General features: G+C 73.1%; 23 protein-coding genes and 1 other RNA gene. 13 read left to right on the forward strand and 11 right to left on the reverse strand.

The features are described from left to right. Positions 1-30 precede the first annotated feature (30 nt). The 6 genes from LPC08_RS20110 to LPC08_RS20135 all read left to right on the forward strand — a co-directional run bounded on the left by LPC08_RS20110 (position 31) and on the right by LPC08_RS20135 (position 5,892). On the forward strand, positions 31-1,566 hold the full coding sequence (locus LPC08_RS20110) for a flagellar hook-associated protein FlgK (RefSeq protein WP_230450011.1): 1,536 nt from the start codon (positions 31-33) through the stop codon (positions 1,564-1,566). Beyond that, positions 1,566-2,654 (forward strand): flagellin family protein, encoded by a 1,089-nt coding sequence (locus LPC08_RS20115; RefSeq protein WP_230450012.1) that lies wholly within the window; start codon positions 1,566-1,568, stop codon positions 2,652-2,654. Before LPC08_RS20110 ends, LPC08_RS20115 begins: the two co-directional genes overlap by 1 nt. 169 nt (positions 2,655-2,823) lie before the next feature. Next, positions 2,824-3,279 (forward strand): flagellar biosynthesis repressor FlbT, encoded by a 456-nt coding sequence (locus LPC08_RS20120; protein ID WP_230450013.1) that lies wholly within the window; start codon positions 2,824-2,826, stop codon positions 3,277-3,279. A 162-nt stretch (positions 3,280-3,441) separates the two neighbouring features. Then, the gene (locus LPC08_RS20125) at positions 3,442-4,596 is read left to right on the forward strand and encodes a flagellin N-terminal helical domain-containing protein (RefSeq protein WP_230450014.1); all 1,155 of its coding nucleotides are present in this window, start codon (positions 3,442-3,444) and stop codon (positions 4,594-4,596) included. Positions 4,597-4,724: 128 nt separating this feature from the next. After that, positions 4,725-5,120, forward strand: a complete 396-nt coding sequence (locus LPC08_RS20130; RefSeq protein ID WP_230450015.1) for a flagellar biosynthesis regulator FlaF — start codon at positions 4,725-4,727, stop codon at positions 5,118-5,120. Position 5,121: 1 nt separating this feature from the next. After that, entirely contained in the window at positions 5,122-5,892 is a 771-nt protein-coding gene (locus tag LPC08_RS20135) for a DUF1217 domain-containing protein (RefSeq protein WP_230450016.1), read from the forward strand. A gap of 27 nt (positions 5,893-5,919) precedes the next feature. Here LPC08_RS20135 and LPC08_RS20140 read toward each other — a convergent pair whose 3' ends face one another. The 4 genes from LPC08_RS20140 to LPC08_RS20155 all read right to left on the reverse strand — a co-directional run bounded on the left by LPC08_RS20140 (position 5,920) and on the right by LPC08_RS20155 (position 10,188). Further along, positions 5,920-6,261, reverse strand: a complete 342-nt coding sequence (locus LPC08_RS20140; protein ID WP_230450017.1) for a YbaB/EbfC family nucleoid-associated protein — start codon at positions 6,259-6,261, stop codon at positions 5,920-5,922. Then, on the reverse strand, positions 6,258-8,306 hold the full coding sequence (locus LPC08_RS20145) for a DNA polymerase III subunit gamma/tau (protein ID WP_230450018.1): 2,049 nt from the start codon (positions 8,304-8,306) through the stop codon (positions 6,258-6,260). The genes LPC08_RS20140 and LPC08_RS20145 overlap by 4 nt, the downstream gene beginning before the upstream one ends. 32 nt (positions 8,307-8,338) lie before the next feature. Beyond that, positions 8,339-8,435: signal recognition particle sRNA small type (gene ffs / locus LPC08_RS20150), an RNA gene on the reverse strand. Between the two features lie 670 nt (positions 8,436-9,105). Beyond that, on the reverse strand, positions 9,106-10,188 hold the full coding sequence (locus LPC08_RS20155; RefSeq protein ID WP_230450019.1) for a YncE family protein: 1,083 nt from the start codon (positions 10,186-10,188) through the stop codon (positions 9,106-9,108). A gap of 391 nt (positions 10,189-10,579) precedes the next feature. On the opposite strand from LPC08_RS20155, the gene LPC08_RS20160 reads away from it, so the two are divergent. The 5 genes from LPC08_RS20160 to LPC08_RS20180 all read left to right on the forward strand — a co-directional run bounded on the left by LPC08_RS20160 (position 10,580) and on the right by LPC08_RS20180 (position 15,410). After that, the gene (locus LPC08_RS20160) at positions 10,580-11,680 is read left to right on the forward strand and encodes an ABC transporter substrate-binding protein (RefSeq protein WP_230450020.1); all 1,101 of its coding nucleotides are present in this window, start codon (positions 10,580-10,582) and stop codon (positions 11,678-11,680) included. A gap of 11 nt (positions 11,681-11,691) precedes the next feature. Next, complete coding sequence (locus tag LPC08_RS20165; protein WP_230450021.1) at positions 11,692-12,561, forward strand: branched-chain amino acid ABC transporter permease; 870 nt, start codon at positions 11,692-11,694, stop codon at positions 12,559-12,561. Between the two features lie 463 nt (positions 12,562-13,024). Then, positions 13,025-13,930, forward strand: coding sequence for a branched-chain amino acid ABC transporter permease (locus LPC08_RS20170; protein ID WP_230450022.1), 906 nt, complete (start codon positions 13,025-13,027; stop codon positions 13,928-13,930). Next, a complete protein-coding gene (locus LPC08_RS20175) occupies positions 13,927-14,679 on the forward strand; it encodes an ABC transporter ATP-binding protein (protein WP_230450023.1) in 753 nt (250 codons plus the stop codon). The genes LPC08_RS20170 and LPC08_RS20175 overlap by 4 nt, the downstream gene beginning before the upstream one ends. After that, positions 14,676-15,410, forward strand: a complete 735-nt coding sequence (locus tag LPC08_RS20180) for an ABC transporter ATP-binding protein (RefSeq protein ID WP_230450024.1) — start codon at positions 14,676-14,678, stop codon at positions 15,408-15,410. Before LPC08_RS20175 ends, LPC08_RS20180 begins: the two co-directional genes overlap by 4 nt. A gap of 7 nt (positions 15,411-15,417) precedes the next feature. On the opposite strand, the gene LPC08_RS20185 is transcribed toward LPC08_RS20180, so the two are convergent. From LPC08_RS20185 to LPC08_RS20215, 7 genes are read right to left on the reverse strand one after another with little or no spacing between them, the layout of a single operon-like run. Next, complete coding sequence (locus LPC08_RS20185) at positions 15,418-16,428, reverse strand: dimethylarginine dimethylaminohydrolase family protein (RefSeq protein WP_230450025.1); 1,011 nt, start codon at positions 16,426-16,428, stop codon at positions 15,418-15,420. 46 nt (positions 16,429-16,474) lie between these two features. After that, the gene (locus tag LPC08_RS20190) at positions 16,475-17,260 is read right to left on the reverse strand and encodes an ABC transporter permease (protein ID WP_230450026.1); all 786 of its coding nucleotides are present in this window, start codon (positions 17,258-17,260) and stop codon (positions 16,475-16,477) included. Positions 17,261-17,264: 4 nt separating this feature from the next. Further along, positions 17,265-18,161, reverse strand: coding sequence for an ABC transporter permease (locus LPC08_RS20195; RefSeq protein WP_230450027.1), 897 nt, complete (start codon positions 18,159-18,161; stop codon positions 17,265-17,267). Beyond that, positions 18,158-19,261, reverse strand: coding sequence for an ABC transporter ATP-binding protein (locus LPC08_RS20200; RefSeq protein WP_230450028.1), 1,104 nt, complete (start codon positions 19,259-19,261; stop codon positions 18,158-18,160). The genes LPC08_RS20195 and LPC08_RS20200 overlap by 4 nt, the downstream gene beginning before the upstream one ends. Further along, the gene (locus tag LPC08_RS20205; RefSeq protein WP_230450029.1) at positions 19,258-20,040 is read right to left on the reverse strand and encodes a class II aldolase/adducin family protein; all 783 of its coding nucleotides are present in this window, start codon (positions 20,038-20,040) and stop codon (positions 19,258-19,260) included. The genes LPC08_RS20200 and LPC08_RS20205 overlap by 4 nt, the downstream gene beginning before the upstream one ends. After that, positions 20,040-20,978 (reverse strand): 2-hydroxyacid dehydrogenase, encoded by a 939-nt coding sequence (locus LPC08_RS20210; RefSeq protein ID WP_230450030.1) that lies wholly within the window; start codon positions 20,976-20,978, stop codon positions 20,040-20,042. The genes LPC08_RS20205 and LPC08_RS20210 overlap by 1 nt, the downstream gene beginning before the upstream one ends. Positions 20,979-20,982: 4 nt before the next feature. Then, positions 20,983-22,098 (reverse strand): extracellular solute-binding protein, encoded by a 1,116-nt coding sequence (locus tag LPC08_RS20215; RefSeq protein ID WP_230450031.1) that lies wholly within the window; start codon positions 22,096-22,098, stop codon positions 20,983-20,985. A gap of 105 nt (positions 22,099-22,203) precedes the next feature. Between LPC08_RS20215 and LPC08_RS20220 the strand changes: the two genes are divergently transcribed. Then, positions 22,204-23,541: an NAD(P)/FAD-dependent oxidoreductase gene (locus LPC08_RS20220; protein WP_230450032.1), complete on the forward strand. Its 1,338-nt coding sequence runs from the start codon at positions 22,204-22,206 to the stop codon at positions 23,539-23,541. Beyond that, positions 23,538-25,154, forward strand: coding sequence for an amidohydrolase (locus LPC08_RS20225; protein WP_230450033.1), 1,617 nt, complete (start codon positions 23,538-23,540; stop codon positions 25,152-25,154). Before LPC08_RS20220 ends, LPC08_RS20225 begins: the two co-directional genes overlap by 4 nt. Positions 25,155-25,262: the final 108 nt, after the last annotated feature.

The raw sequence follows: 25,262 nt of genomic DNA on the forward strand, positions 1-25,262 counted from the left end.
TAACACCAGGACGCACAGGATGATCCCGCCATGAGCCTCGACGCCGCCCTCTCGACCGCGGTGGGCGGGCTGGCCCATGTCCAGCGCCAGCTCGCCCAGACCGCCGACAACGTCTCCAATGCGGGCACCGCCGGCTTCACCCGGAAGTCCGTGGCCGGGGAGGCGCTCAATGCGGCCGACATCCCCTTCGGCGTCCGCAGCCTGGAGGCCCGGCGGGACGTCGATGCCGCCATGGTGGCACAGATGGGCTCCGCCCGCTCCGCCCTGGCCGCGGCCGCGGCGCGGGAGGCCATCCTGCGCCCGGTGGAGCAGGCGCAGGGCGATCCGGAGCGGGCGGAATCGGTCGCCGACCTGACGGCGACGCTGCGCAACGCCTTCGTCTCCCTGGCGGCCGCCCCCTCCGACCAGCCGTTGCAGCAGGCGGTGGTGGCCGCGGCGCAGGATCTGGCCGGGCGCTACAACGACGTGGCCGATGCGATCGGCGGCGCCCGGCAGGCGGCGCATGACGGCATGGTCGCGGACGTGGCCACGCTCAACGCCGCGCTGCGCGAGGTCGCCTCGCTGAACCGCCGGATCGCGCCGCTCTCGGCCGAGGGGAGGAGCATCGCGGCACTGGCGGACCAGCGCGACGCGGCCGTCGCCCGCATCGCCGCGGTGCTGGAGGTGCGCGTCATCCCGCAGCCCAACGACGGCGTGACGCTGGTGGCCAGCGGCGGCATCGCCCTGCCGCTGGACGAGGCGCGGGACGCCGTCTCGCTCGGCGCCGCCACCATCGGGGCGGATGCCTATCACGGGCCGGGCGGGACGATCCCCGGGGTGATGCTGGGCGGGCTGGACATCACCGCGCAGCTCTCCGGCGGCCGCCTCGCGGAATATGCCAGGCTGCGCGACGAGGTGCTGCCGCTGCAGCAGGCGGAGCTGGACGTCTCCGCCGCCGCCCTGGCCTCGCGGCTGGAGGCGCAGGGCCTGCGCCTCTTCACCGATGGCGCCGGCGACGTGCCCGACCTGGCGCAGCCCTATGCCGATCCGGGCAGCGGGCTGCTGGGCTTCGCGGGCAGCCTGCGGGTGAATGCCGCGCTGCAGGCCGACCCCGCCAAGGTGCGCGACGGCACGCATGCGGTGACGGCCGGCGCGGGCGGCGCCACGGCCTTCACGCCGAACCCGGCAGGCGGCCCGGCCTCCTTCGCCACGCTGCTGGAGCGGGTGACGGACTTCTCCTTCGGCACCCAGGTCGCGGCCGGCGTCGCCCAGGCGGGCCTGCCCACCGCGGGGCTGGGCCCCAGCGGCCTGCTGGCCTCCGGGCTGGGCGGGGCCGGAACGGTGGAGGACTACGCCGCACGGCTGGTGGCGGGCCACACCGCCGACCGCGCCGCCGCCACCGGCGCGAAGGAATCCGCCGCGGCGATGCTGTCCGGGCTGGAGCAGCGCTTCCATGAGCGGTCCGGCGTGGACGTGGATTCGGAGATGGCCTCGATGATCACGCTGCAGAATGCCTATGCCGCGAATGCGCGGGTGATGAGCACGGTGCAGGCGATGTACGACGCCCTGTTCGCGGCGGTGCGCTGATGGCTGCCATCATCGCCGGCGGGATGGGCAGCTTCGCCCGCATCGCCACCCAGTCGGCCGCACTGAAGACCCAGGTGGAACTGCTGTCGCGCCAGGTCTCGGACGGGCGCAGGGCCACCGTCTATGGCGACGAGGCGCCGCAGGCACGGCAGGCCATCGGGCTGCGCGGGGAGATCGCGCGGCGTGGTGCCTATGCCTCGGCCCTGGACCAGGCGCTGGGCCGCGCCGACACGGCGCAGCAGGTGCTGACGCGGCTGGGCAGCATCGCCGGCGGGATGAAGGCGGAGGCGCTGCGCCTCGCCACCCTCGCCCCGGCCGGGGAGGCGGAGGTGCTCTCGGTCGCCGGGGCGGCCCGCGCCGCGCTGGAGGAGGTCGCCGGGCTGCTGAACACGCAGCACATGGGCGAATACCTGTTCGGCGGCTCCGACAGCGCCAGCCCTCCGGTCCCGGATGCGGCCGGCATCGCCACGGGCCCCATGGCCAGCGCGATCGCCGCCGCCGTCGCCGGGCTGACGCCCACCAACGCCGCGGCCGTGGCGACCCAGACGGCGGCCGCGGCGACGGACACCACCCCGGGTGCCTCTCCCTTCTCCGCCTGGCTGGAGGACCCCGCGGGCGGCGGCGCGGAGGCCCCGCGCAGCCTGCTGGCGGAGGATGGGGGGCGGGTCGGCTACGGCCTGCTGGCCAACCGCAACGCGCAGGCGGTGTCCACCGGGGAGACGGTGGGGTCCTGGGCGCGCGACCTGCTGCGCGGGCTCGCCACCCTGGCCGCGTTGACTACGGACCAGGCGGCACAGGGCGAAGGCTTCCAGGCGTTGATGAGCACGGTGCAGGCCGGGCTGGACAGCGCCTCCACCGCGCTGAGCCTGGAGGGCGCGGGGCTCGGCCAGTCGGAGCAGCGGCTGGCGACGCTGAAGGAACGCCATGCCGATGCCAGCATCGCGCTGAAGCAGCAGCTGGCGGGGATCGAGGAAGTGGACGACGAGACCACGATCCTCGCCCTGCAGGAGACGCGCCAGCGGCTGGAGGCGTCGTGGAAGGCGCTGACCATGCTGTCGGAGCTGACGCTGACCCGCTTCCTGTCCTGAGCGCCCCCCTTCAACGGGCGTTAAGGGCAGACGGTGTCTGATGGTCCATCCGCCGGCGCACGCGGCGGGTCGCACGGGAGCGATCGGGGGAACAAGGCGATGACAGCAAGATGCCGCCGGGCCGGCGGGCACCCGCGGGTTCCCGGGCCGCCCTGGCGGGGAGGTGACCATGTCCACGCTGGTGCTTGAGCTGCGGCAGGGCGACCTGATGGTGGTCAACGGCGCCTCCATCCGCTTCCGCAACCGCGCGCGGGTGGAGCTTCCCGTCCGGGCGCGCTTCCTGTTCGGCAAGCAGGTGATGCCGCCGGAGGCGGCGAACACCCCGGCGCGCCGCATCTACTTCGCCCTCCAGGCCGCCTATGTCGGCCCGGAGGAGGAGCGGGAGCCGTCCATGACCCGCGCCCACGAGCTGGCGGCGGAGCTGCAGGCGGCCACCACCTCCGGGATGGTGCGGATGCTGCTGGACCGCGCGATGGTGCTGGCGGCGAGCGAGGACTGGTACGCCTCGCTGAAGCTGGTGCGCCGGGTGATGGCGCATGAGGCGAGCGTGCTCGGGCTGGATCTGGCGACGGGCCTGCCGCCCGTCGCGGCCGGCGCCGGGGAAGGGGCGGGAATCGCCGTCTGATTCACGAATCCTTCAGCAGGGCGCGGTAGCCTTGCTGACACGGGCCGCCTGCGAGGCAGCCGGCCCCCGGACCCCAAGGGCGCGTCGTCGTCCGCGGGATCTTCGACGGACGAGGACAAGAGGTCCCCGCGTCCGCCGAAACGGATGGATGAGGAGAGGCAAATGGCCTCGATCAACACCAATGCCGCGGCGATGGCCGCCGTTCGCTCGCTCTCGACGATCTCGCGCGACATGCTGACCACGCAGTCCCGCGTGGAGAGCGGCCTGCGCGTCAACAAGGCCAATGACGACCCGGCGGTGTTCGCCATCGCGCAGAACATGCGCGCCGACCTGAATGCCATGTCGGCGGTGAAGGACAGCCTGGCCTTCGGCAAGCAGGCGCTGACCGTCGCCCGCGACGCCGCCACCTCCATCAGCGACGAGCTGGGCAAGCTGAAGCAGACGGTGACCCAGGGCCAGCAGCAGGGCCTGGACGTGGCGCAGATCAACGCGCAGATCACCAATGCGCTGCAGAACATCGACGCCTTCGCCCGCACCGCCACCTTCAACGGCGTGAACCTGCTGACCCAGGGCGTGGCCGGCGTGCCGGGCGTCACCGGCAACAACCTCGACATCGTGCGCGACATCAACGGCACCCGGACCTCGGTCGCCGGCACCAACAGCACCACCGCCGGCCTTTCGCTCACCGGCCTGCAGGCGGCGAGCGGCGCGCGCATGGTCAGCTTCGGTGCAGCCTTCGCGCCGGCGGCGGGCGATACGCTGTCCGTCACGGTCGGCGGCACCACCCACACCTTCGAGATCAGCGACGGCACCACCGCCCTCGCCACCACGCCGACGGCGACCAACAAGGTCTATGACGTCCAGACCACGGCGGCCGACTCGCCGCTGACCGTGGTGTCCAAGCTGATCACCCGCATGCAGGGTGAGGGCCTGGACGCGCAGCTCGACACCAACGGCGCGCTGGTCATTCGTGGCAACGCCACGGCGGTGACGGCCACCTTCGCCTCCGGCGGCGCGACGGTCTCGACGGTGCCGACCGGCACGGCCGCGATCACCGCGATCGAGGGCGCGATCGACCTGATGGGCACCCGCCTCGCCTCCATCGGCGCCAGCCTGCGCCAGGTCGAGGGGCTGTCCGAGTTTACGGTGAAGCTGAACGACTCCATCAAGGAGGGCCTCGGCGCCCTGGTGGATGCCGACCTGGCGGAGGAGAGCGCACGGCTGACCAGCCTGCAGACCAAGCAGCAGTTGGCCACGCAGAGCCTCTCCATCGCCAACCAGCAGAGCCAGACGCTGCTCAGCCTGTTCCGCGGCTGAGTGCGGCGGGGACGGGGCGGCGCCCCGTCCCCGGCCCGCGGCCTTGGCAGGGTTCGCCGCGCAGGCCCGGGTTGGCGTCCGGACAAGCGGATGGCCGCTTCCGGGCGGAGCAGAAGCAGGAGAGCCGCATGAGCGTTTCGCGATACGCCCGCAACCAGGATGCCAGCGCCTCGCCGCGCGACATCGAGCTGCGCGCCTTCCGCTACGTCAACGGCCTGCTCGCCGCGGCCCCCGAGCGGGGCGCCGCGCGGGCCGTGGCCCTGAACAAGGCCTATCGCCTCTGGTCCATCCTGCTGGCCGACCTGCTGGGCCCCGGCAACGGGCTGGAGCCGGGGCTCAAGGGGAAGCTGGTCTCGCTCGGCCTCTGGGCGCAGCGGGAATGCCTGGCCCGGACGGAGGATGCGGCGGGGCTGGAGCCGCTGGTCGCCCTGCACCGCGACATGATCGAGGCGCTGGAGAGCCAGCCCCACCACGCCGCGCCTGCCGCCAGGCCGGCCGCCGCCTTCGTGCCGGCCGTGGCCTGACATGCTGGACGGGATCGGCAGCGCCCTGGCCTGGACGATCTTCCAGCGCCAGGGGGAGGCGCTGCAGGACCGCTTCGAGGCGCAGAAGGACAACACCCGCGACGTCGCGCGCTTCCGGGAGATGGCGGCCAAGATCACCTCCGTCGAGGAGCTGCTGAAGGACCGCCGCAGCCTCTCCATGGTGCTCGAAGCCTTTCAGCTTGAGGACGAGATCGACAAGAAGGCGCTGCTCCGCAAGCTGATGACGCAGGATCCGGGCGCGGAGACCAGCCTGGCCAACCGCCTCACCGACTCCCGCTACCGCCAGCTCGCCGCCGCCTTCGGCGGGCGCACCGACGCGCCGCTGGGCAAGGCCGCCCTGGTGGACAGCCTGATCGACAAGGCCCTGACCAACCGCTTCGAGAAGGCCGCGGGCGACGGCAATGCCGGCCTGCGGGAGGCGCTGTACTTCAAGCGCCAGATCGGCGACGTGACCAGCATCGCCGGGCTGATGGGCGACAAGGCGCTGACCGCCGTGGTGAAGGGGGCGCTGAACCTACCCGACAGCTTCGGCCTGCTGGACTACGACCAGCAGAAGGCGATCCTGACGAAGCGGGTCGATACCGGGGATTTCTCGGACCCGAAGGCGGTGCGCAAGATGGTACAGCGCTACCTCACCGCACAGGATGCCAGCAGCACGAGTCAGTCGCCCGTCCTGTCGCTGTTCAACGGCGATGGTGGCACGTCCGGGCTGATGAGCCTGATCGGCAGGAAGCTCTCCGTCTCCCTTTAACGGGGACGGAGAGCGCCGGACGCGGCGTCAGAAGGGCAGCTTGAAGCCGCCCAGCCCGCCGCCCATGCCGGGGATGTTCAGCCCGGCGGTGGCCTTCTGCATCTCCTCGGCCATCATCGCCTCCACCTTCGCCTTGGCGTCGGCATGGGCGGCGATGAGCAGATCCTCCAGCACCTCGCGCTCCTCGGCGGCCATCAGCGACGGGTCGATGGCCACGCGCTTCATGTCGCCCTTGCCGGACAGCGTGACCTTGACCATGCCGGCGCCGGCCTGGCCCTCGATCGTCTCGGCCTCCAGCTTCGCCTGCATCTCCTGCATCTTGGCCTGCATGGACTGGGCCTGCTTCAGCATCTGGGAGAGGTTCTTCATGGGTCCGGGTCCTGTGGTTGGTCGTCGAGGTCGTCCAGGGTGACGCCCTCCGCATCCGGCGGGGCGAAGTCGCGGCCATCCTCCTCCGCTTCGGCGAGGGCGGTCGGCGGCAGGCCGTAATCGTCGAGCGCGCTGTCGCGCAGCGCCCTGATCTCGGCCTCCGGAAACACGGTGAAGATGGCCTGCACCAGCGGGTGGGTCCGGGCCGCCTCCAGCCCGTCCGCCGCGGCGGCGCGGCTCTGCTCGGCGATGGTCGGCTCGCCGGGCGCGTTGGACAACGCCACGATCCAGCGCAGCCCGGTGGTCTCGGCCAGCAGCGCGGTGAGCTGGGCGGCGAGGTCGCGCGGCGCGTCCGGCCGGGGACGCAGCTCGATCCGCCCGCCCTGCGGCGTCTTCGTGAAGGAGACGAGGTGGACCGCCTGCACCAGGTCGGAATGCAGGCGCGGCCGGCGGCCGGCGGCCAGCGCCACCACCTCGCGGAAGGAGCCGGGCTGGGGCGCCGGCGCCGCCTCCTGCTCCGGCGGGGCCACCGGCTCGGGCGCCGGCGCGGGGGCGCCGTTGGCCACGGCGCGGGGCGCCTCGGGCAGCATCGCCGTGGCCGCCGACAGGGCGACCGGTCCGGTCCCGGCGGCGGGCAGCGGCCTGCCGGCCGGGGCCGACGTCGCCGCACCGGCGGGCGCCCCCCCGGCCGGGGCCGGCATCCCGCCCCGGCCGTTCGGCACCCCGGCCGGCGCGGCCCCGTCGGAGAGGCGGCGCAGGATCTCGCCCGGGGTCGGCATCTCCGCGACATGGGCGAGGCGGATCAGCACCATCTCCGCCGCCGCGCGGCGGTCGGGGGCGAGCGCCACCTCCTCCAGCCCCTTCAGCAGCATCTGCCAGGCCCGGCCCAGCACGGGGATGGGCACCGCCTGGGCCAGCGCCCCGCCGCGACGGCGCAGCTCCTCCGGCAGTGCGGGGTCGTCGCGCAGGGCGGGAAGGCTGCGCATCCGGGTGACCTGGTGCACCGCCTCCGCGAGGTCGGCGAGCATCACCCCGCCATCCGCCCCCGCCTCGTGCGCCCGATCCATGGCGGCCAGCGTGGCGGGCAGGTCACCGCGCAGCACCGCCTCCAGCACGTCCAGCACCAGGGTGCGGTCGGCGAGGCCCAGCATGTCGCGCACGGCCACGGCCTCGACCGGGCGGCCCGGCTCGGCGAGCGCGATCGCCTGGTCCAGCAGCGAGAGCCCGTCGCGGGCGGAGCCGTCGGCGGCGCGGGCGATCATCGCCAGCGCCTCGGACTCCAGCGCCGCCCCCTCCTTCTCCGCGATCCGGGAGAACAGGGTGGAGAGCTCCGCCTGCGACATGCGGCGCAGGTGGAAGGTCTGGCAGCGCGAGAGGATGGTCGCCGGGACCTTGCGCAGCTCCGTGGTGGCGAAGATGAAGCGGACCGCCGGCGGCGGCTCCTCCAGCGTCTTCAGCAGCGCGTTGAAGGCCGGTCCGGAGAGCATGTGGACCTCATCCAGGATGAAGACCTTGCTCCGCCCCTGCACCGGCCGGAAGCGCACCAGCTCGCGCAGCTCCCGGACATTGTCCACGCCGTTGTTGGAGGCGGCGTCCAGCTCCATCACATCCGGATGCCGGTCCGCCAGGATGGCGCGGCAATTGTCGCAGACGCCGCAGGGATCGACGGTCGGCCCGCCCTTGCCGTCCGGCCCGGTGCAGTTCAGCGCGCGGGCGATGATGCGGGCGGTGGTGGTCTTCCCCACGCCCCGGATGCCGGTGAGCATGAAGGCATGCGCCACCCGGTCCTGGGCGAAAGCGTTGCGCAGGGTGCGGACCATCGCATCCTGCCCCACCAGGTCTGCGAAGGTGGTCGGCCGGTACTTCCGCGCCAGCACGCGATAGGGCTGGGCGGGCGCGACATCGGGCGGCGTCGCGGCCACGGGTGGCGCGGCGGAGGGCGCCGGCGGCGCGGGGTCGCCGAACAGGCCCGGCCCGTCCATCGGCGGCTCGGGGATCTCATCCGCCGGATCGTCAGGGTGGAAGGAGGAGGTGTCGCTGGGCATCCGGTCCGGCGGCTGGAAGTTCGGCCGGCGCGGTGGAAGACCGACACACGACCCGGGCGGAAACTCGTTGCGGCTGCTTCCTTCCGGACCTGACCGGGTTGGCGAGGCGCCCGTCCGCGGCCGGCCTTCCGGGGCGGAATATGGTCCGGCTGGGCCGCCGGGGCAACCGGGGACGCCCGATCTTCCGGCAGCACAGCCCCGGCGCCGGCCTCACCGCCCCCTGCCCGCGCCCTCCTGCCGCAGCACGGACGCCCCCGGGGCGCTCCGCGAGGCCCGGCAAAGCCAGCCGGCGACGGCGCCCGCGATCCGAGGGCGCTCAATCCCCAGCACCATGGCGGCCTGAACGGCCGCAGACGCTGCCCGGCCATATTACAACGGACGGCGGGATGCCCTGATCCGCGCCGGCGCGGGGGGGCGCCCGTGGCCCGGGGGCAAGGCTCTGCCTCGCCCCCGATACCCCCACTCCGCCAGGACCCTGCGGGCCCTGGACCCAAAGGGCGCTGCCGCGGGACAGCCGGACACGGGGTCGCGGCGCCGAGGAGCATAGCTCCTCGGCGGGTACGAGGTCCGCTCGCGCTGACACCTTCTGGATTTCTTCTGGAGTCCCGCCTGTCCGCGTTCCGTCAGGGTTGAGCCCGCAGGCTGACGCCCACCGCGTAGAGCCAGACTCCCAGCGGGGACCGGGGCCCGCTTGTGGCCCCGGCAGGGGAGGGTCTGGGAGGGGACGGCGTCCCCTCCCGGTCCGACGCCCGGACACCACAGCACCACGGGGCACGTCATCCCCCCGTCCGTATCAGAATCAGACGCGCAGGATGCTCACCGTGTCGCCGTTCAGGTCTTCGACCGGCGGCTGGCCACGCGGCGCCATGCGGGCCTTGTTGGTGACGTAGGCGAGACCGGATCGGCGGTCGACCGCCACCGTGTTCGGATGCGTGCCCGTTTCCAGCTGGGCCAGCACCGTCAGCCCGCGCGCATCGACGACGCTCACGGTCCCGGCGCCGCGATTCGCCACGTAGGCCAGCGCCCCGTCTCCCGAGAGGGTGACGCCGAGCGCCCCGGCGCCCGTCTCCAGGGCCTTGACCGGGCTGCCCGAGGCGGCGTCGAGGATGGCGAGCTGCCCGCTCTTCTGGTTGGTGCAGAAGAGGCGGCCGCTGGCCGGGTCGAAGGCCAGGTTGATCGGCCCCTCGCCGCCCGAGGCGAAGCGGCGCACCCCGGCCTTCCGCGACAGGCTGACCTCGACGATCTCGTTCGTCTGCAGGGCCGTGGCGAAGAGGCGGTCGCCCGCGGGGTCGTAGGCGAGGCCGGTGATGCCGCCATCCAGCCCCTCGGTGATGGTCCCGGCAATGGTCCTGGCGGCGGTGTCGACCACCCAGATCGCGCTCGGCTTGCCCCGCGCGCCGAAGACGCTGACGAAGGCCCGGTCGTGCGCCTCGTCCGCCACCACCTGGCGGACATGCGCGCCCTCCTCGGCGCCGATCCGGGCCGTCACCGTGCCGCTGCGGAGGTCGATCGCCAGCAGCTTGCCGTCGCGCGTGGCGGTGCCCAGCAGCGTCCCGGAGCGGTCGTTCACCGCGAGGCCGAAGGCCGGATCGTCGCCCAAGGCGATGGCCGAGCGCACGTCCAGGGTGCGCGGGTCGAGGCCAAGGATCTTCGCCTCGTTGGCGCCACGCGGGCCGGTGGCGGCGACATGGACCAGCCCGGTGGTGGTGCTGACGACGATCTCGTACAGGCCGGGCGCGATCCGGGCCGTCTTCTCCACCAGCGGGGCGGCCCGCAGGGGCGAGGCGCGCAGGGCCAGCCCCGCCGCCCCGAGGAAGGCCAGGGCGCTGCGGCGCGACAAGGCGGGGGCGGAGCGACAGGCGCTCGGATCGACGGCCGGCATGCCGGGCCTCCTTAAGGTCTTGGCTTCCGCATCCGGCCACATCGCCCGCCACGGCGGGGCCCCGTGGCCCCAGCGGAGGAAGCTACCAAACGCGAATGGATATCATTAGCTCTCGTCGGAGGGCCGGGGCAATGCCGCCTGGCCCGGGGCAGCCGCGCGGGCAGGGCGCGGCCGGCATGCTTGTGCGGCCGGGGTGGCTCTGCGACAAGCTGCTGCGACTGCCTCACATTATTGCTTCCAGGGCACGGGACGCGCGGCGGAGAGACGAATGCGGGACGAGGCTGCAGCACGAGGCGACGCTTCTCGCCCTGCCCTGTCGCGACGACTGCTGCTACGGGGCGCGGCCGCCCTGCCCGCCGCTCCGCTCGCGCGTCCCGCTCTGGCGCAGGCCGTGGCACCTCTGCGCATCGGCCTCATCACCTCCCTCACCGGCCCCTTTGCCTCGCTGGGCGCCAGCCTGCAGGCGGGGGTGCAGCTGCTCGTCTCGCAGTCCGGGGGCCGCTTCGCCGGGCGGACGGTGGAGCTGCTGGTGGAGGACGACCAGGCCAGGCCCGACGAGGGCGTGCGCAAGGCGCGCAAGCTGCTCGGGCAGGACCGGGTGGCGGTGCTCTGCGGCGTCATCAGCTCCGGCGTCGCCCTCGCGCTGCGCGACGTGGTCACCGAGGCGAAGGTGCCGACCTTCCTGCTCGGCTCGGCCAACGACCTCGCGCGCAAGGCCGCCAGCCCCTGGATCGTCCGCCCGACCAAGACGAACTGGATGCTGGGCGATACCGCCGCCCGCTGGACCCATGAGCGGCTAGCCGCGCCGCGGGTGCTGACCGTCGGCTCGGACTACGCGGCAGGTCGGGAGTTCGTCGGCGACTTCGCCCAGACCTACCAGCGGCTCGGCGGCCGGCTGGGCCGGCAGCTCTGGACGCCGCTGGGCAGTGCCGATTTCGGCCCGCTGCTGACCACCATCGCCGCCGAGCGGCCGGCGGCGGTCTATGGCTTCTTCGCCGGCAGCGACGCGGTGCGCTTCCTGCGGCAGTGGAAGGAGTACCGGCTGGCCGGCCGCGTGCCGCTGATCGGCGCGGGGGCCTTCTTCGACCAGGAGGACGTGCTGCCGGCGGTGGGCGATGCCGCGCTGGGGGCGCTCAACACCTTCCACCAATCCCCGACGGCGCCCGCGGCGGAGACCTTCCGCCGGGCCTACATGGCCTCGGGCGGCCCCCTGCCCGGCGAGTTCAGCACCAGCGGCTATGTCTGCGGCCAGGTGATCCGGGCGGCGCTGGAGCGCGCGGCGGGTGACCTCGCGGATTGGGAGAAGGCGCGCCAGGCCCTGTTCGCCGCGCCGGTGGACACCGCCTTCGGCCGCATGCCCTTCGATCCCCGCAACGGTCAGGCGATCCTCGACATCCACGTGAACGAGGTGCGCCGCGGCCCGGAGGGCGCGATGGTCAACACGGTCGTCCATACCTACGAGGCGGTGCGCGACCCGGGCCCCGAGGCCTGAGCGGCGCGGGGATGGCCTATGCCCTCGTCCAGCTCCTGAACGCGCTGTCCTTCTCGGCGCTGCTGCTGCTGACGGGGCTGGGCCTGTCCGTCGTGCTCAGCCTGATGAATTTCCTGAACCTGGCGCACGGCTCCTTCTACCTGCTGGGCAGCTACGTCGCGATCCTCTGGTTCGCCTCCGGCGCACCGTGGTGGCTGGCCTTCCCGGCCGCGTTCCTCGCGACGGGGCTGGCGGGCGCGCTGCTGGAGCGCACGCTGTTCCGCCGCTTCTATGGCCGCACCCACCTGATGCAGGTGCTGCTGACCTATGGCCTCTCCGTCGTCTTCGCCGACCTGATGCGCTGGGGCTTCGGGGCGCAGATCCTCTCGCCCACCCTGCCGGAGGCGCTGCAGGGGGTGGTCTTCCTCCTGGACATGCCCTTCCCCGTCTACCGCCTCTTCCTCATCGCCGCGGGTACCGTGCTCGCGCTGCTGCTCTGGCTGCTGCTGGACCACACCCTCTGGGGCGCCGCGATCCGCGCCTCCGTCGACGACCGCGGCGTGGTCGAGACGCTGGGCCTCGACACCGGCCGCCTCTTCACGGCCGTCTCCGTGCTCGCGACCGGGCTGGGGGGGATCAGCGGCGCCCTGGGGGCGGGCATGCTGGCCGCCTATCCCGGGCTGGACGAGGAGGTGCTGATCCTCGCCCTGGTCACGGTGGTGGTCGGCGGGCTCGGCACCTTCCGCGGCACCGTCGCCAGCGCCCTGGTGGTCGGCTTCACCCTGACCTTCAGCCGGGTGTGGTTCCCGGAATTCGCGAACGTCGCAGCCTTCTCGGCCATGGCCGTCCTGCTGCTGCTGCGCCCGCAAGGGCTGGTCGCACCGCGGCTGCGGCAGGTGTGACGGCCTTGCCCGACCGGCATCCGCACGGGCCGTCACCCGCCAGGGGGAAAAGCGCCGCCTTTCCCCCCGCCCCCCCTCTCCGCCAGGGGCAGAGCCCCTGGCCCCCCCTTTCACGGACGCGTCGGCACGCCGGGGAGCATCGCTCCCCGGCGACTGTGACCGCAGCGAGCGCGGCCTTTGCTTCCACTTCGGCGCCCCGCCTGTCCGCGCTTTCCAGGGGTTCAGCCTGCGGGCTGGCCCCTGCCGCGCGGAGCCAGACTCCCAGCGGGGTCCGGGGCCCGCTCGTGGCCCCGGCGGAGGGGGGGCCAGAGGCGAGGCAGCGCCTCCCCCCGGTCCACCGCCAGCCACAGCCGCACCGCAAGCCCGCCGGGTCCCGGTCGCCACACGCATGAGAGCCCGGAGGGCCGTGTCGTGTGCGTTCCGCCACCGTCGGAGGACCGGAATCACGGCAGTCCTGGCCGTCGTGCTGGCAGCGCCGGCGCTTCTGGCGGATGGCTACCAGCTGCGTTTCCTGGCCGAGATCCTCATCCTCGGCACGGCGGTGCTGAGTCTCGACCTGCTGGTGGGCTTCGGCGGCTTGGTTTCGCTCGGCCATGCGGCGGTGTTCGGCACGGCGGCCTATGCCGCGGCGCTGACGGCCCTGGCGCTGGGCGGGGAGCTGCCGGTGGTGCTGGCCGCCGGCATCCTGACCGGCATCGCGATGGGCGGGGCGATGGGGCTGGTGATCGCGCGCACGTCCAGCCTCTTCCTGCTGATCCTGACCCTGCTGCTCGGCCAGATCGCCTGGGAGGTCGCCTTCCACTGGCGCGCGGTGGCGGGCGGCGCGGACGGGCTGCGCGGCCTGCCGGCGCTCTCCCTTGGCCCCTGGGGCCTGGGCGACGCCCGGGCGCTGTACCTGCTGTCCGGCGGGCTGGCCCTGGCCGGTTGGGGCGTCGCGCGCTCCTTCGTCGTGGCGCCGGTCGGGCGCGCCCTGGTGGGGGCGCGGGAGCAGCCGGTCCGGATGGCCGCGCTGGGCTACGACCTGCCGCGCCTGCGCCTCCTCGCCATGCTGGCGGCCGGGGGCATCGCCGGGGCGGCGGGGGCGCTGCACCCCTTCGTGAACCTTTATATCGGGCCGCAGAGCCTGCACTGGACGCTTTCCGCCACGCTGATCGTCATGCTGGTGATCGGCGGCGTCGGCTCCCTCTGGGGCGCCTATCTCGGCTGTGCCGTCTACCTGACGATCCAGACCCATCTCAGCTCCTACACCGAGCGCTGGCAGCTGGTGGTCGGGCTCGTCTTCGTGGCGACGGTGCTGCTGCTGCCTGAGGGGCTCGCCAGCGGCCTGCGGCATCTCGCCAGGCGCCTGTGGGGGAGCGGGCCGGCGTGACGGCGCTGCTGGAGCTGTCGGGCCTCGGCAAGCGCTTCGGCGCCTTCCAGGCCCTGGAGGGGGTGAGCCTGACGGTGGAGGAGGGCGAGACGCTCGGCCTCATCGGGCCGAACGGCGCCGGCAAGACCACGCTGTTCAACATCGTCACCGGCTTCCTCCGTGCCGATGCGGGGGCGCTCCGCTATGCCGGGGAGGCGATCGACGCCCTGCCCCCCGCCCGCCGCGCCGCGCTGGGGCTGGTTCGGACCTTCCAGCGGGCCATGGTCTTCCCCGTGCTGAGCGTGCGGGAGAACATCGCCATGGCGGCCCGGCAGCGGGCCGGGGACGGGCTGCGCTGGATCGGCGCGCGTCCTGCGCTGCGGGCGGCGGAGGCGCGGGCGGACCGGCTCCTCGCCGAGAGCGGCCTCGCCCGGCACGGGGCGGAGCGCCTGGCTGAGCTCTCCCACGGCGAGCAACGCATCGTGGACGTGCTGATCGCCCTGGCCCTGGAGCCGCGCCTGCTGCTGCTGGACGAGCCGACGGCGGGGCTGGGGCGCGGCGAGGCGGACCGGCTGCTGGAGATCGTGCGGCGGCACGACGCGCGCACCGCCATCATCCTCGTCGCCCATGACATCGATGTCGTCTTCCGGCGCTGCGACCGCATCGCGGTGCTGAGCCTGGGGCGGCTGCTGTGCTGCGGCCCGCCGGAGGCGGTTCGGCAGGACGCCGCCGTGCGGGCCGCCTATCTCGGGGCGATGGCCGGGGGATGAGCACCGCCGCGCTGCCGCCGCTCGCGCTCTCCGGCCTCTCGGCGGGGTATGGTCCGGCCGGGGTGCTGCGCGGCGTGACCCTGGCGGTCGGACCCGGCGAGGCCGTGGCGGTGCTGGGCCGCAACGGCGCCGGCAAGACGACGCTGGTGAACGCCGTCTTCAACCTCGGCCCCCGCCTCGGCGGGACGGTGCGGGTGATGGGGCGGGACGTGACGGGCTGGCCCACCCACCGCATCGCGCGACTCGGCCTCGCCCTGGTGCCGCAGGGACGCGGCGTCTTCCCGGACCTGACGGTATGGGAGAACCTGCGCCTCGCGACCCTGCGCCTCGCGACCCTGCGCCGCCGCCCGGGGCCCTGGACGCCGGAGCGCGTCCTGGCGGCCTTCCCGCGCCTGGCCGAGCGCCGGGCGGCCTTCAGCAGCTCGCTCAGCGGCGGCGAGCGCCAGCTCCTCGCCATCGGCCGCGCCCTGCTCGCCCAGCCGCGCCTGCTGGTGCTGGACGAGCCGAGCGAGGGGCTGGCGCCGCTGATGGCCGAGGCGATCATCGTCGAGACGGTCGGGCGGCTGGTGGCCGAGGGGCTGGCCGTCCTGCTGGCGGAGCAGAACCTCGCCCTGGCCCTGCGCCTCTGTCCCCGCGCCGTGGTGCTGGCCCGGGGCGGCGTGGCCTTCGACGGGCCGGGGCCCCGCCTGCTGGCCGATCGGGCCCTGCTGGAGGAGCACCTGGGCGTATAGGCGCCCCTCAGCCCCGGTCGCGCACCAGCGGGCTGGTGGAACAGTGGATGCCGCCGCCGCCCAGATAGACCCGGTCATAGGCGACCAGCCGCACGGAGATGCCGGCGCGGTCCAGCGCCTCCTGCGTGCGCGGCCCCACCTTGTCGCTCATCAGCACGCGGCCCGGCGCGACGGCCAGGCAGTTGATCGCCCAGGACGGGTCCTCGTGGTTCAGGGGGATCATGCGGATGCCCAGGCGCTTCATCTCCTCCATGAAGGTGAAGGGCAGGATCACCGGGTTCACCAGCGCCACGTCGTGGGAGAGCATCACCAGCGCGCCGTCGATATGCAGGCGGTAGCCGGGGATCTGCACCCGGATCAGCCGCGTGCCCTGCACCGCCAGCACCTCCTCCAGCTGCCGCGCCCCCTCCTCGTTCACGCGCGAGGACACGCCGACCACGGCGACGTCGGGGCGCAGGTAGGCGAAGGACCCGCCCTCCAGCAGGCCGGTACCGTGGATGGTGCGCAGGATGGGCATGCCCAGCGCGGCCAGCGTCTCCGTCACCGGCTGCTCCTCGCCGCGCCGGATGCGCGGGCCCATGCGCGTCACCACCGCGCCGCCATCCACCGCGATGCAGGAATCGCGCGTGTAGACCGTCTTGTGCCGCCCCTTCGCCGCGCGCCTGAGGTAGACCACCTCCACCCCCTCGTCGCGCAGGGCTTCGGCCAGCGCGTCGTGCTGGGCCTGCTGCTCGGCCAGCGTCGGGATCTCCGTGCCGCGCCAGTAGGCGCCGCTCTCCGGATCGCCATAGGCGTTCAGCTCCGGGATGCGCGGGAGGGTCTCCACCACCGCCATCTCCTCGCCCGGCCGGTGCATCAGCACCACCCGCAGCCGCCCCACGTCATCCGCGCAGCCCCAGCGCCGGCCCCAGCCCGAGACCTGCTCGGACTCCGCGGTGAAGGCTGGCTCCGCCTCGCTGGCGAAGCGTTCGATCAGCATGTTGTAGCGGTGGTCGAACTCACTCATGGCCCGGGCCATGGCGTTCCTCCTGTCCTGTTGTCGCGCTCGTTTCCGGGGGCCGGCGTCACGCCTCCCGCCGCCGCCGCAGCGCCAGATCGGCCAGCAGCAGCAGCACCGTGACCGCCACCAGCAGCACGGCGACGGCGGCCATGGCGGGGTCGAGGTTCTCGTTGATCCCGTCCCAGATCTTGCGCGGCAGGGTGAAGACGTTGCGGGAGGCGATGAAGAGCACGATCACCAGCTCGTCCCAGGAATGGATGAAGGCGAAGATCGCGCCGGAGACGATGCCCGGCAGGATGCGTGGCAGGATCACCCAGCGCAGCGTCTGCCCCAGGCTGGCCCCCATCCCGCGCGAGGCCTGTTCCAGCCGCCCGTCGAAAGCGGCCAGCGCGGTGGAGACGGTGACGATGACATAGGGGATGCCGGTGACGCCATGCGCCAGCACCACGCCCCAGAAGCGGTCCAGCAGCCCGACCCAGGCGAAGGTCCGGTACAGGCCCACGGCATAGACGATGGACGGGATGATGAGGGGCAGCAGCATCAGCGCCCGGATCAGCTCCGTGCTGCGCCGCGACAGCCGCCAGCAGCCGATGGCGCAGAGCGTGCCCGCCGCCACCGCCAGCACCGTGGAGGCGACGGCGATCGCGAAGGACTGCCCGATGGCCGAGCGCCACATCGGGCTCTCCAGCAGGCTGGCATAGTGCTGCAGCGACAGCCCGTCATGCGGCAGGGAGAGGAAGCGCCGATCGGTCAGCGAGACGGGGATGATGATGCTGACCGGCAGGATCAGGTAGATCGCGGTCAGCCAGGCGAGGGAGGAGTTCAGCCAGCCGGGGCGGTAGCCGTGCATCGCCTCAGCCCCCCGAGCCGAACAGGCGGCGGAGGTCCACCACCCGCGAGAAGACGGCGAGCACGGTCAGGATCGCGGCCACCAGCACGGTCGCCATCATGGCCCCCAGCCCCCAACGGATCAGGTCGGTGATCTGGAGCTTGATCCACTCCGCGACCATCAGCGTCTTGCCGCCGCCCAGCAGCGCGGGGGTGATGTAGAAGCCCAGCGAGAAGATGAAGACCAGCACCCCGGCCGCGATGACCCCGGGCAGGGAGAGCGGCAGGAAGACGCGCAGGAAGCTCTCCGTGCGCGTGGCGCCCAGGCCGCGGGCGGCCGCCAGCACGCGCCGGTCGACCTCGCCCATGCTGGCCAGCATCGGCAGCACCGCATAGGGCACCATGGCGTGGACCATGCCGATGACGATGCCCAGCTCGTTCCACACCAGGGCGAGCGGCTGGTCGATGACGCCCATCGCCATCAGCCCCTCGTTCACCAGCCCCTGGCGGCGCAGCAGCGTCACCCAGGCGAAGGCGCGGACCAGCACGCTGATCCACAGCGGCACCAGCACGGCGAGCAGCCACCAGCGCCGCGCCACCGGACCGGACATGGTGACCTTGTAGGCGAGCGCATAGCCGAGCAGCAGCGACAGCACGGTGGTGATCAGGCCGATGCGCAGCGTGGTGACGATCACCCGCTGCACGCTCTCGCTGGTCAGCAGGCGTTCGTAGTTGGCGAGGCCCGGCTGCGGCTCGGTGACGCTGATGACCAGCACCTGCGCGATGGGTGCGACGTAGAGCAGCGTCATCAGCAGGAAGGCCGGCAGGATCAGCAGCCACCAGCCGCCGTCGCGCCCGAAGGTCCCGCCCGCGCCCCGGGCGGGCGCCGCTGCCTCGGCCGGCAGGGTGGCGGCGCGGCTCAAGCGGAATCGTCCCGCACGGCGATGGCCGCCTCGCGCGACCAGCCGAGGCGCAGCGGCAGGCCCTCGCTGGGGGCGAAGGGCGCGCGCCAGGAGGGGACGGCGACGCGCAGCTCGCCCAGATCGGCGGTCCGCACGCCGAGCGAGAAGCCGGCGCCGAGATAGGACCAGCTCGTGACCTGGCCCTCCACCACATTGTCCTCGGTCGCGCCGTCGGGCAGGACGGCGATCTTCTCCGGCCGCAGGGAGAGCAGCGCCGTCTCGCCCGGCCGCGCCTCGCCGAGCGCCAGCACGCGCGTGCCGCCGACGCGCAGCGCCACGGTGCCGGCCTCCGCCGCCTCCACCGTGCCGGTGAGGAAGTTCGACTTGCCCAGGAAGTCCGCCACGAAGCGCGTCGCCGGGCGCTCGTACAGCGCCCCCGGCGCGCCCTGCTGCACCAGGTGGCCATGGTTCAGGATGGCGATGGTGTCCGACAGGGACAGAGCCTCCTCCTGGTCGTGGGTCACGTTGATGAAGGTGCGCCCCACCCGGCGATGCAGCGCCTTCAGCTCGTCCTGGAGCTCCGCGCGCAGCTTCTTGTCGAGCGCGGAGAGCGGCTCGTCCAGCAACAGCAGCGCCGGGTCGAAGACCAGCGCGCGCGCCAGCGCCACGCGCTGCTGCTGCCCGCCTGAAAGCTGCGACGGGCGGCGCTCCGCGAAGCGGCCAAGCTGCACGAGGTCGAGCGCCGCGCGCACCTTGGCGTCGCGCTCCGCCCGGCCCAGCCGGCGCACGAGCAGCGGGAAGGCGACGTTCTCCGCCACGGTCATGTGCGGGAACAGGGCATAGCCCTGGAAGACCATGCCGAAGTCGCGCTTCTCCGGCGGCAGGCCAGTGATGTCCTGGCCGTCGAGCACGATCCGCCCCTCGGTCGGCTCCACGAATCCGGCGATCATCATCAGGATGGTCGTCTTGCCGGAGCCCGAGGGGCCGAGCAGCGTCAGGAACTGCCCCCGCGCTACCTCCAGCGAGACGTCCTGCACCGCGACGAAGTCGCCGTAGCGCCGGGTCAGCCGCTGCAACGACAGGGCGTGCGCGGCGGGCGGCGCCTTCAGCGCGGCGCTCATTCCCGGTACTCCGGCTGCTCGCGGTCCATCTTGCGCTTCAGCGCCTGCCAGACCAGCCAGCCCTTGACCGGGCTGTCGGGGGATTGCGCCCGGGTGCGCTCCACCACCTCCTCCGGCGGCAGGGAGAGCGGCGCGCCGGTGGACTGGGCGGACACCTGGATGCGGCAGGCCTGCTCCAGGTACCAGAGCCAGTAGAAGGCCTCCGCCACCGTGCGGCCGGTGGTCAGCAGCCCGTGGTTGCGCAGGATCAGGCAGGGCTTCTCGCCGACGTCGCGCACGATGCGCTGCCGTTCGGAGAGGTTGTCGTCCGCCGCGATGCCCTCGTACTCGTGGACGGCGACGCGGCCATGCAGCTCCATATTCATCTGGTTCAGCGGCAGGATGCCGTCCGCCTGCGCCGCCACCGTCATCCCCGCGAGGGTGTGAGTGTGCATCACGCACTGCGCCCGCTCGCTGCCCATGTGCAGGGCGGAGTGGATGACGAAGCCCGCCGGGTTCACCGGCCAGCTCGTCTCCTGCGCCGGCTCCCCCTCCGCATCCACCAGCACGAGGGAGGAGGCGGTGATCTCCTCGAAGAGCAGCCCGTAGGGATTCACCAGGAAGCGGTGGGAGCTGTCCCCCTCTGGTCCCGGCACGCGCACGGACAGGTGGGTGTAGACCATGTCCGTCATGCCGAAATGCGCGATCAGCCGGTAGGCGCAGGCGAGGTCCTCGCGCAGCTCCCGCTCGGTCGGGATGCGGTCCGGGTCGGGGCGGCGCGGGGGAGAGGGCAGCGGCATCAGTAGCCTCGCGACGGGTCGTAGAGGTTGGGCAGGGGCCGGCCGGATTCGTGCGCGGCGATCGCCTCGGCCACGTAGCGGGCGCGCTCCGCGCGGTTGGCGAGCGAGGCGACGTGGGGCGTCACCGTCACCTTCGGATGGCGCCAGAGCGGGCTGTCGGCCGGTAGCGGCTCCTCCTCGAAGACGTCGAGCAGCGCCTCCTCCACCTGGCCGGAATCCAGCGCCGCCAGCAGGTCGGGCACCACGAGGTGGCTGCCGCGCCCGACATTCACCACCTGCGCGCCCCTCGGCAGCTTCGCGAACAGCGCCGCATCCAGCAGCCCCGCCGTCTCCGGCGTGGAGGGCAGCAGGCAGACGAGCAGGTCCGTGCGCGCCAGGAAGGCATCCAGCTCCGCCGCCCCGGCGAAGGATTCGACGCCCGGAACCTCCTTGCGGCCGCGCGACCAGCCGGCGACGGGGAAGCCCAGCGCCATCAGCATGCGCGACGCGGCGGCGCCGAGATTGCCCATGCCCATGATGCCCACCCGCGTCTCGCGCGCCGTGCGCTTCGGGTGGAAGTGCGACCACCGCGCCTCCGCCTGGGCGAGGGCGAAGCGGCGCGCCCCGCGCAGCAGCGACAGGCAGGACCAGGCGACGAACTCGCCCATGCGCTGCTCCGTCTCGGCACCCCCCATCCGCACCAGCGGGAGGTGGGAGGGCCAGTCCGGATCGCGCACGATGTTGTCCACCCCCGCGGCGGAGGAGAAGACCACGCGCAGGTTCGGGAAGCGCCGCAGCCGCCCCGGCTCCGGGTCCCAGACCATGACATAGGAGACGTCCTCCGGCGCCACCTCCGGGTCGTCCCACCAGCGCACGTCGAGGCGCGGATCGGCGGCCTGGAAATCCTCGCGCCAGCCCGGGACCAGCGCCTCGCCGCCCGACTTCACCAGCAGGATCACGCGCTCAGCCCGTCACCATGTCGAGGAATTCCTGGTTCAGATTCTGGTAGTTCTTGCCCCACCAATCGCCGTCCATGACGAACTGCTTCGCCGCGTTCTCGGGATCGGTCGGGTTGAAGCGCTTGAACTCGGCGGGCACGAAGGCGGCGGCGCGCGGGTTGGTCGGGCCGTTGCCCAGGAACTGCAACAGGCCGGCCTGCGGCTCCGGGTTGTGCAGCATCGAGGCCAGCAGCCTCTGCGCCATCTCGCCGCCGGGATTGCCGCGCGGGCTGACGAAGATGCCCGCCTGCAGCATGCCCTGGTTCCAGATGAACTTCAGCTTCCCCTTGGTCTCCTCCTCCAGCACCTTGGCGCGGGTGTGCCAGATCAGCCCCATCACCGCCTCGCCGGTGCGCATGTACTGCTCCGATTCGGAACCGCTGTTCCAGTAGACGCAGTTGCGCCGCAGCTCGGCGGCGCGCTTCAGCGCGGCCTTGGCGTCGAGCGGGTACATGGTCTTCGGATCGGCGCCCATCGACACGGCGGCGGCATCGAGCGAGGTCAGCGCGTCGCGCCGCATCAGCCGCGTGCCGGGGAACTTGCGCAGGTCCCAGAAATCCTTCCAGCCGGTCGGCGCCTCGGGGAACTTGCTGCTGTCGTAGACGAGCACGGAGGAGAAGGAATAGGGTGCGGCGCCGTATTCCAGAGCGAAGGAGGGGTCGAGCACGTCCTCCTTCTTCACGATGGAATAGTCGATCTTGTTGACCGCGTTCAGCCCGCCCAACAGGATCGAGGAGGAGGTGGAGCTGTCGCACAGGTCCCAGGTGACGCGCCCGCTCTCCACCATCGAGCGGATCTTGCCCGCCGAGGGTCCGCTGCTGTCGGTGGCCACCTTCCAGCCCGGATTCGCGGCGGCGAAGGGCTCGCCATAGAAGCGGCCGAAGCCCTGATTGGCGATGCCGCCCCAGTTGACGATCACCAGCTCCTTCGCCGCCTGCGCCTGTGCGCCACCGGCCGCCAGCGCGCCCGCGCCGACGCCCAGCGCCGCAAGGCCGCGCAGCAGCGTGCGGCGGTCCACCCGGCCGCGACGATACTGCTGCCAGGCGAGTTCGATGCAATCCTGCTGGAAGCTCTGCGTCATGTCGTCCCCGGACCCTTGCCATGCATCGGTCTCGGCGCAACCGTATGGCCCGCCGCGCCGCGAGGGGCGCAAGCACATTCCATACCGCCCGGGGGTCCCCTGTCCATGTCCCAAGCGGCCGCATCCCGGCACCCCCTCTTCGCGCCCGGCTTCCAGGCGAAGCCCTGGTGGTGGGAGGCGGCCGAACCGCCGGACCGGGACACGCCCCTGCCCGACCGGGCGGAGGTCGCCATCGTCGGCGGGGGCTATGCCGGGCTCTCGGCGGCGCTGACGCTCGCGCGGCTGGGGCATCGGCCTGTCGTGCTGGATGCGGAACGGATCGGCTGGGGCGCCTCCTCCCGCAATGGCGGCATGGTTTCCGGCGGGCTGAAGGTGGCCTCCGGGGCGCTGGAGAAGACCCATGGCAGGGAGGGGGCGCGGGCCATCGCCGGGGCGGCCGCGGCGTCCTTCCCCTTCATCGAGGATCTGATCGCCCGCGAATCGATCGATTGCGACTATGTCCGCTGCGGCCGCTTCGTGCCCGCCTGGACGCCGCGGCACTACGACGCGCTGGCCGCCAAGGTGGAGTTCATCGCCGAGGTCACCGGCCTGCCCGCCCGCATGCTGCCGCGCGGGCAGCAGCGCGAGGCGCTGGGCAGCGACCACTACCGCGGCGGCATGATCGCCGAGGCGGGCGGCAGCCTGCATCCCGGCAAGTATGCGCGCGGCCTCGCCGCCGCCGCCGAACGGGCCGGCGCGGTGCTGGTGGACGGGGTGCGGGTGAAGGGCATCGCGGCCGAGGGCGCTGGGCATCGCATCGAGACCGGCCAGGGCGCGCTGCGCGCCGACGCGGTGCTGGTCGCCACCAACGGCTACTCGCTAGGCCCGGACGGAGGCAGCGCCATGCCCTGGCTGGCGCGGCGGATGATCCCGGTCGGCAGCTACATCATCGCCACCGAGGAGCTGCCGGAGGCGACCATCGAGCGGCTCTTCCCCGGCCGGCGGACGATCAGCGACACCAAGCGGGTGCTGAACTACTTCCGCCCCAGCCCGGACGGGAGGCGCGTGCTGTGGGGCGGGCGCGCCAGCTTCGGCCCGACCGCGCCGGAGACCGCGGCCCCCGTGCTGCACCGCTTCATGACGGAGGTCTTCCCGGAGCTGAAGGACCTCCGCATCACCCATGCCTGGACGGGCAACGTCGCCTTCACCTTCGACTTCCTGCCGCATGTCGGGGTGCAGGACGGCATCCACTATGCCGCCGGCTGCCAGGGCTCCGGCGTCGCCATGGCGAGCTGGCTGGGCCACCGCGCGGCCCTGCGCATCGCCGGCGCCGACAACGAGGGCTTCGCGCTCGCCGACCTGCCCTTCCCCACCCTGCCGACCTATGACGGCCGCCCCTGGTTCCTGCCCGCCGTGGGCTCCTGGTACCGGCTGCGCGACCGTATCGACCGGATCGCCGCATGAACCCCGACCTCATCCTGCTCAATGGCCGTGTCGCCACCATGACGGCGGCGGGCGACTGCACCGCCTTCGCCGTGCTGGGCGGGCGGATCGTGGCCACCGGCGACGACGCGGCGATGCGCGCGCTCGCCGGGCCGGGCACCCGCATCGAGGATGCGGAAGGCCGCCGCGTCATCCCCGGCATCGTGGACAGCCACGCCCATCCGGACACCTACGCCGTGCGCCGGCGCAACTGGCTGCTGGTCTCGCCCGAGGAGGTGCGCTCGCGCGGCGCGCTGCTGGACACCATCCGCCGCCGCTGCGCCGAGCTGCCGCCCGGCCGCTGGGCGGGCTTCCACCGCTTCAACGAGCGCGCCAGCGGCGGCTATCCCACGCGGGACGAGCTGGACGCGGCCTCCGGCGGGCGGCCGGTCTTCATCCTGCGCACCGACGCGCATATGGGCCTGGCCAACCGCGCCGCCTTCGCCGCCTGCGCCATCCCGGACGACGCGCCCGACCCGCCCTTCGGCCGCTTCGATCGCGGCCGCGACGGCGCCTTCACCGGTCTGGTGCAGGAGACGGCGGCGCATCTCTTCCTCGACGCGATCAACGCCCAGGTGGGCGAGGCGGACATCGCCGAGGGAATGGAGACCGTGCAGGACGAATGCCTGGCGCACGGCATCACCTCCGTCGCCAACAGCCTCTGCCCCTCCGTCGCGATCCGCGCCTACCAGCGCATGCGGCGCGAGGATCGCTGGCGCATGCGCATGGGCATCATCGCCTCCGGCCGCGAGCGCGGGCTGGTCGAGCATTTGATCGGCACCGGGCTGCAATCCGGCTTCGGCGACGCGACGCTGCGGCTGGTCGGTGTGGAGTGGTGCCCCGACTGCTCCACCAGCGGCCGCACCGCCGCCTATTGGGAGCCCTACATCGGCACGCCGAACCAGGGCGAGCCGGTGCCCAACACGGGCATGCTGCTCTACGACAAGGACGACCTGACCGCGCGCGCCACCGCCGCCCATGCCGCCGGCTTGCAGGTGCTGATCGAAGGCGTGGGCGACCGCGGCATCGACTTCGCGCTCGACGTGATGGAGGCGGCCCTCGCCGCGCATCCCCGCGACGACCACCGCATGCGGGTGGAGCACTGCTGCCACGTCACCCCGCCGATCCTGGCGCGCCTCAAGCGCGGCGGCTTCGTGGACAGCAGCGCCACGGGCTTCATGGACGAGTTGGGCGAGGCCTATGTCGCCAATCGCGGCCAGGCGGCGATGCGCCACATGTGGCCGCACCGGTCGCTGATCGACGCAGGCGTGCCGGCGCCGGGGCATTCGGACTTCGCCGTCTGCCGGGTGAACCCCTTCACCGCGCTCGGCGCGATGGTGACGCGGCGGACCGCCGGCGGCGCCGACCTCGACGCGCGGGAGGCCGTCACCCCGCGCGAGGCGCTGGCCGCCTACACCACGCTGGGCGCCTGGTGCCAGCGCGAGGAGGCGGAGAAGGGCGCGCTGGCCCCGGGCATGCTGGCCGACTTCGCCATCCTGGACACGGACATCCTGGAGTGCGACCCGGCGGCGATCCGGGAGACGCGGGTGCTGGCCACCTTCGTCGGCGGCGAGGCGCGGCACCGCGCGGGGTGAGGCCACGTCACGGCCGCGGTCCGGATGCGGCCGCCCGGCGGCACCGGGCCCGCTTGCCGGCGGGCGGTGCAACCCCTACGCCCGTCCGGACGCCCCGGATGAGGACCG

This window comes from Roseomonas sp. OT10 (genome assembly GCF_020991085.1).
In the GTDB taxonomy this organism is placed as follows: Bacteria; Pseudomonadota; Alphaproteobacteria; order Acetobacterales; family Acetobacteraceae; genus Roseomonas; species Roseomonas cutis.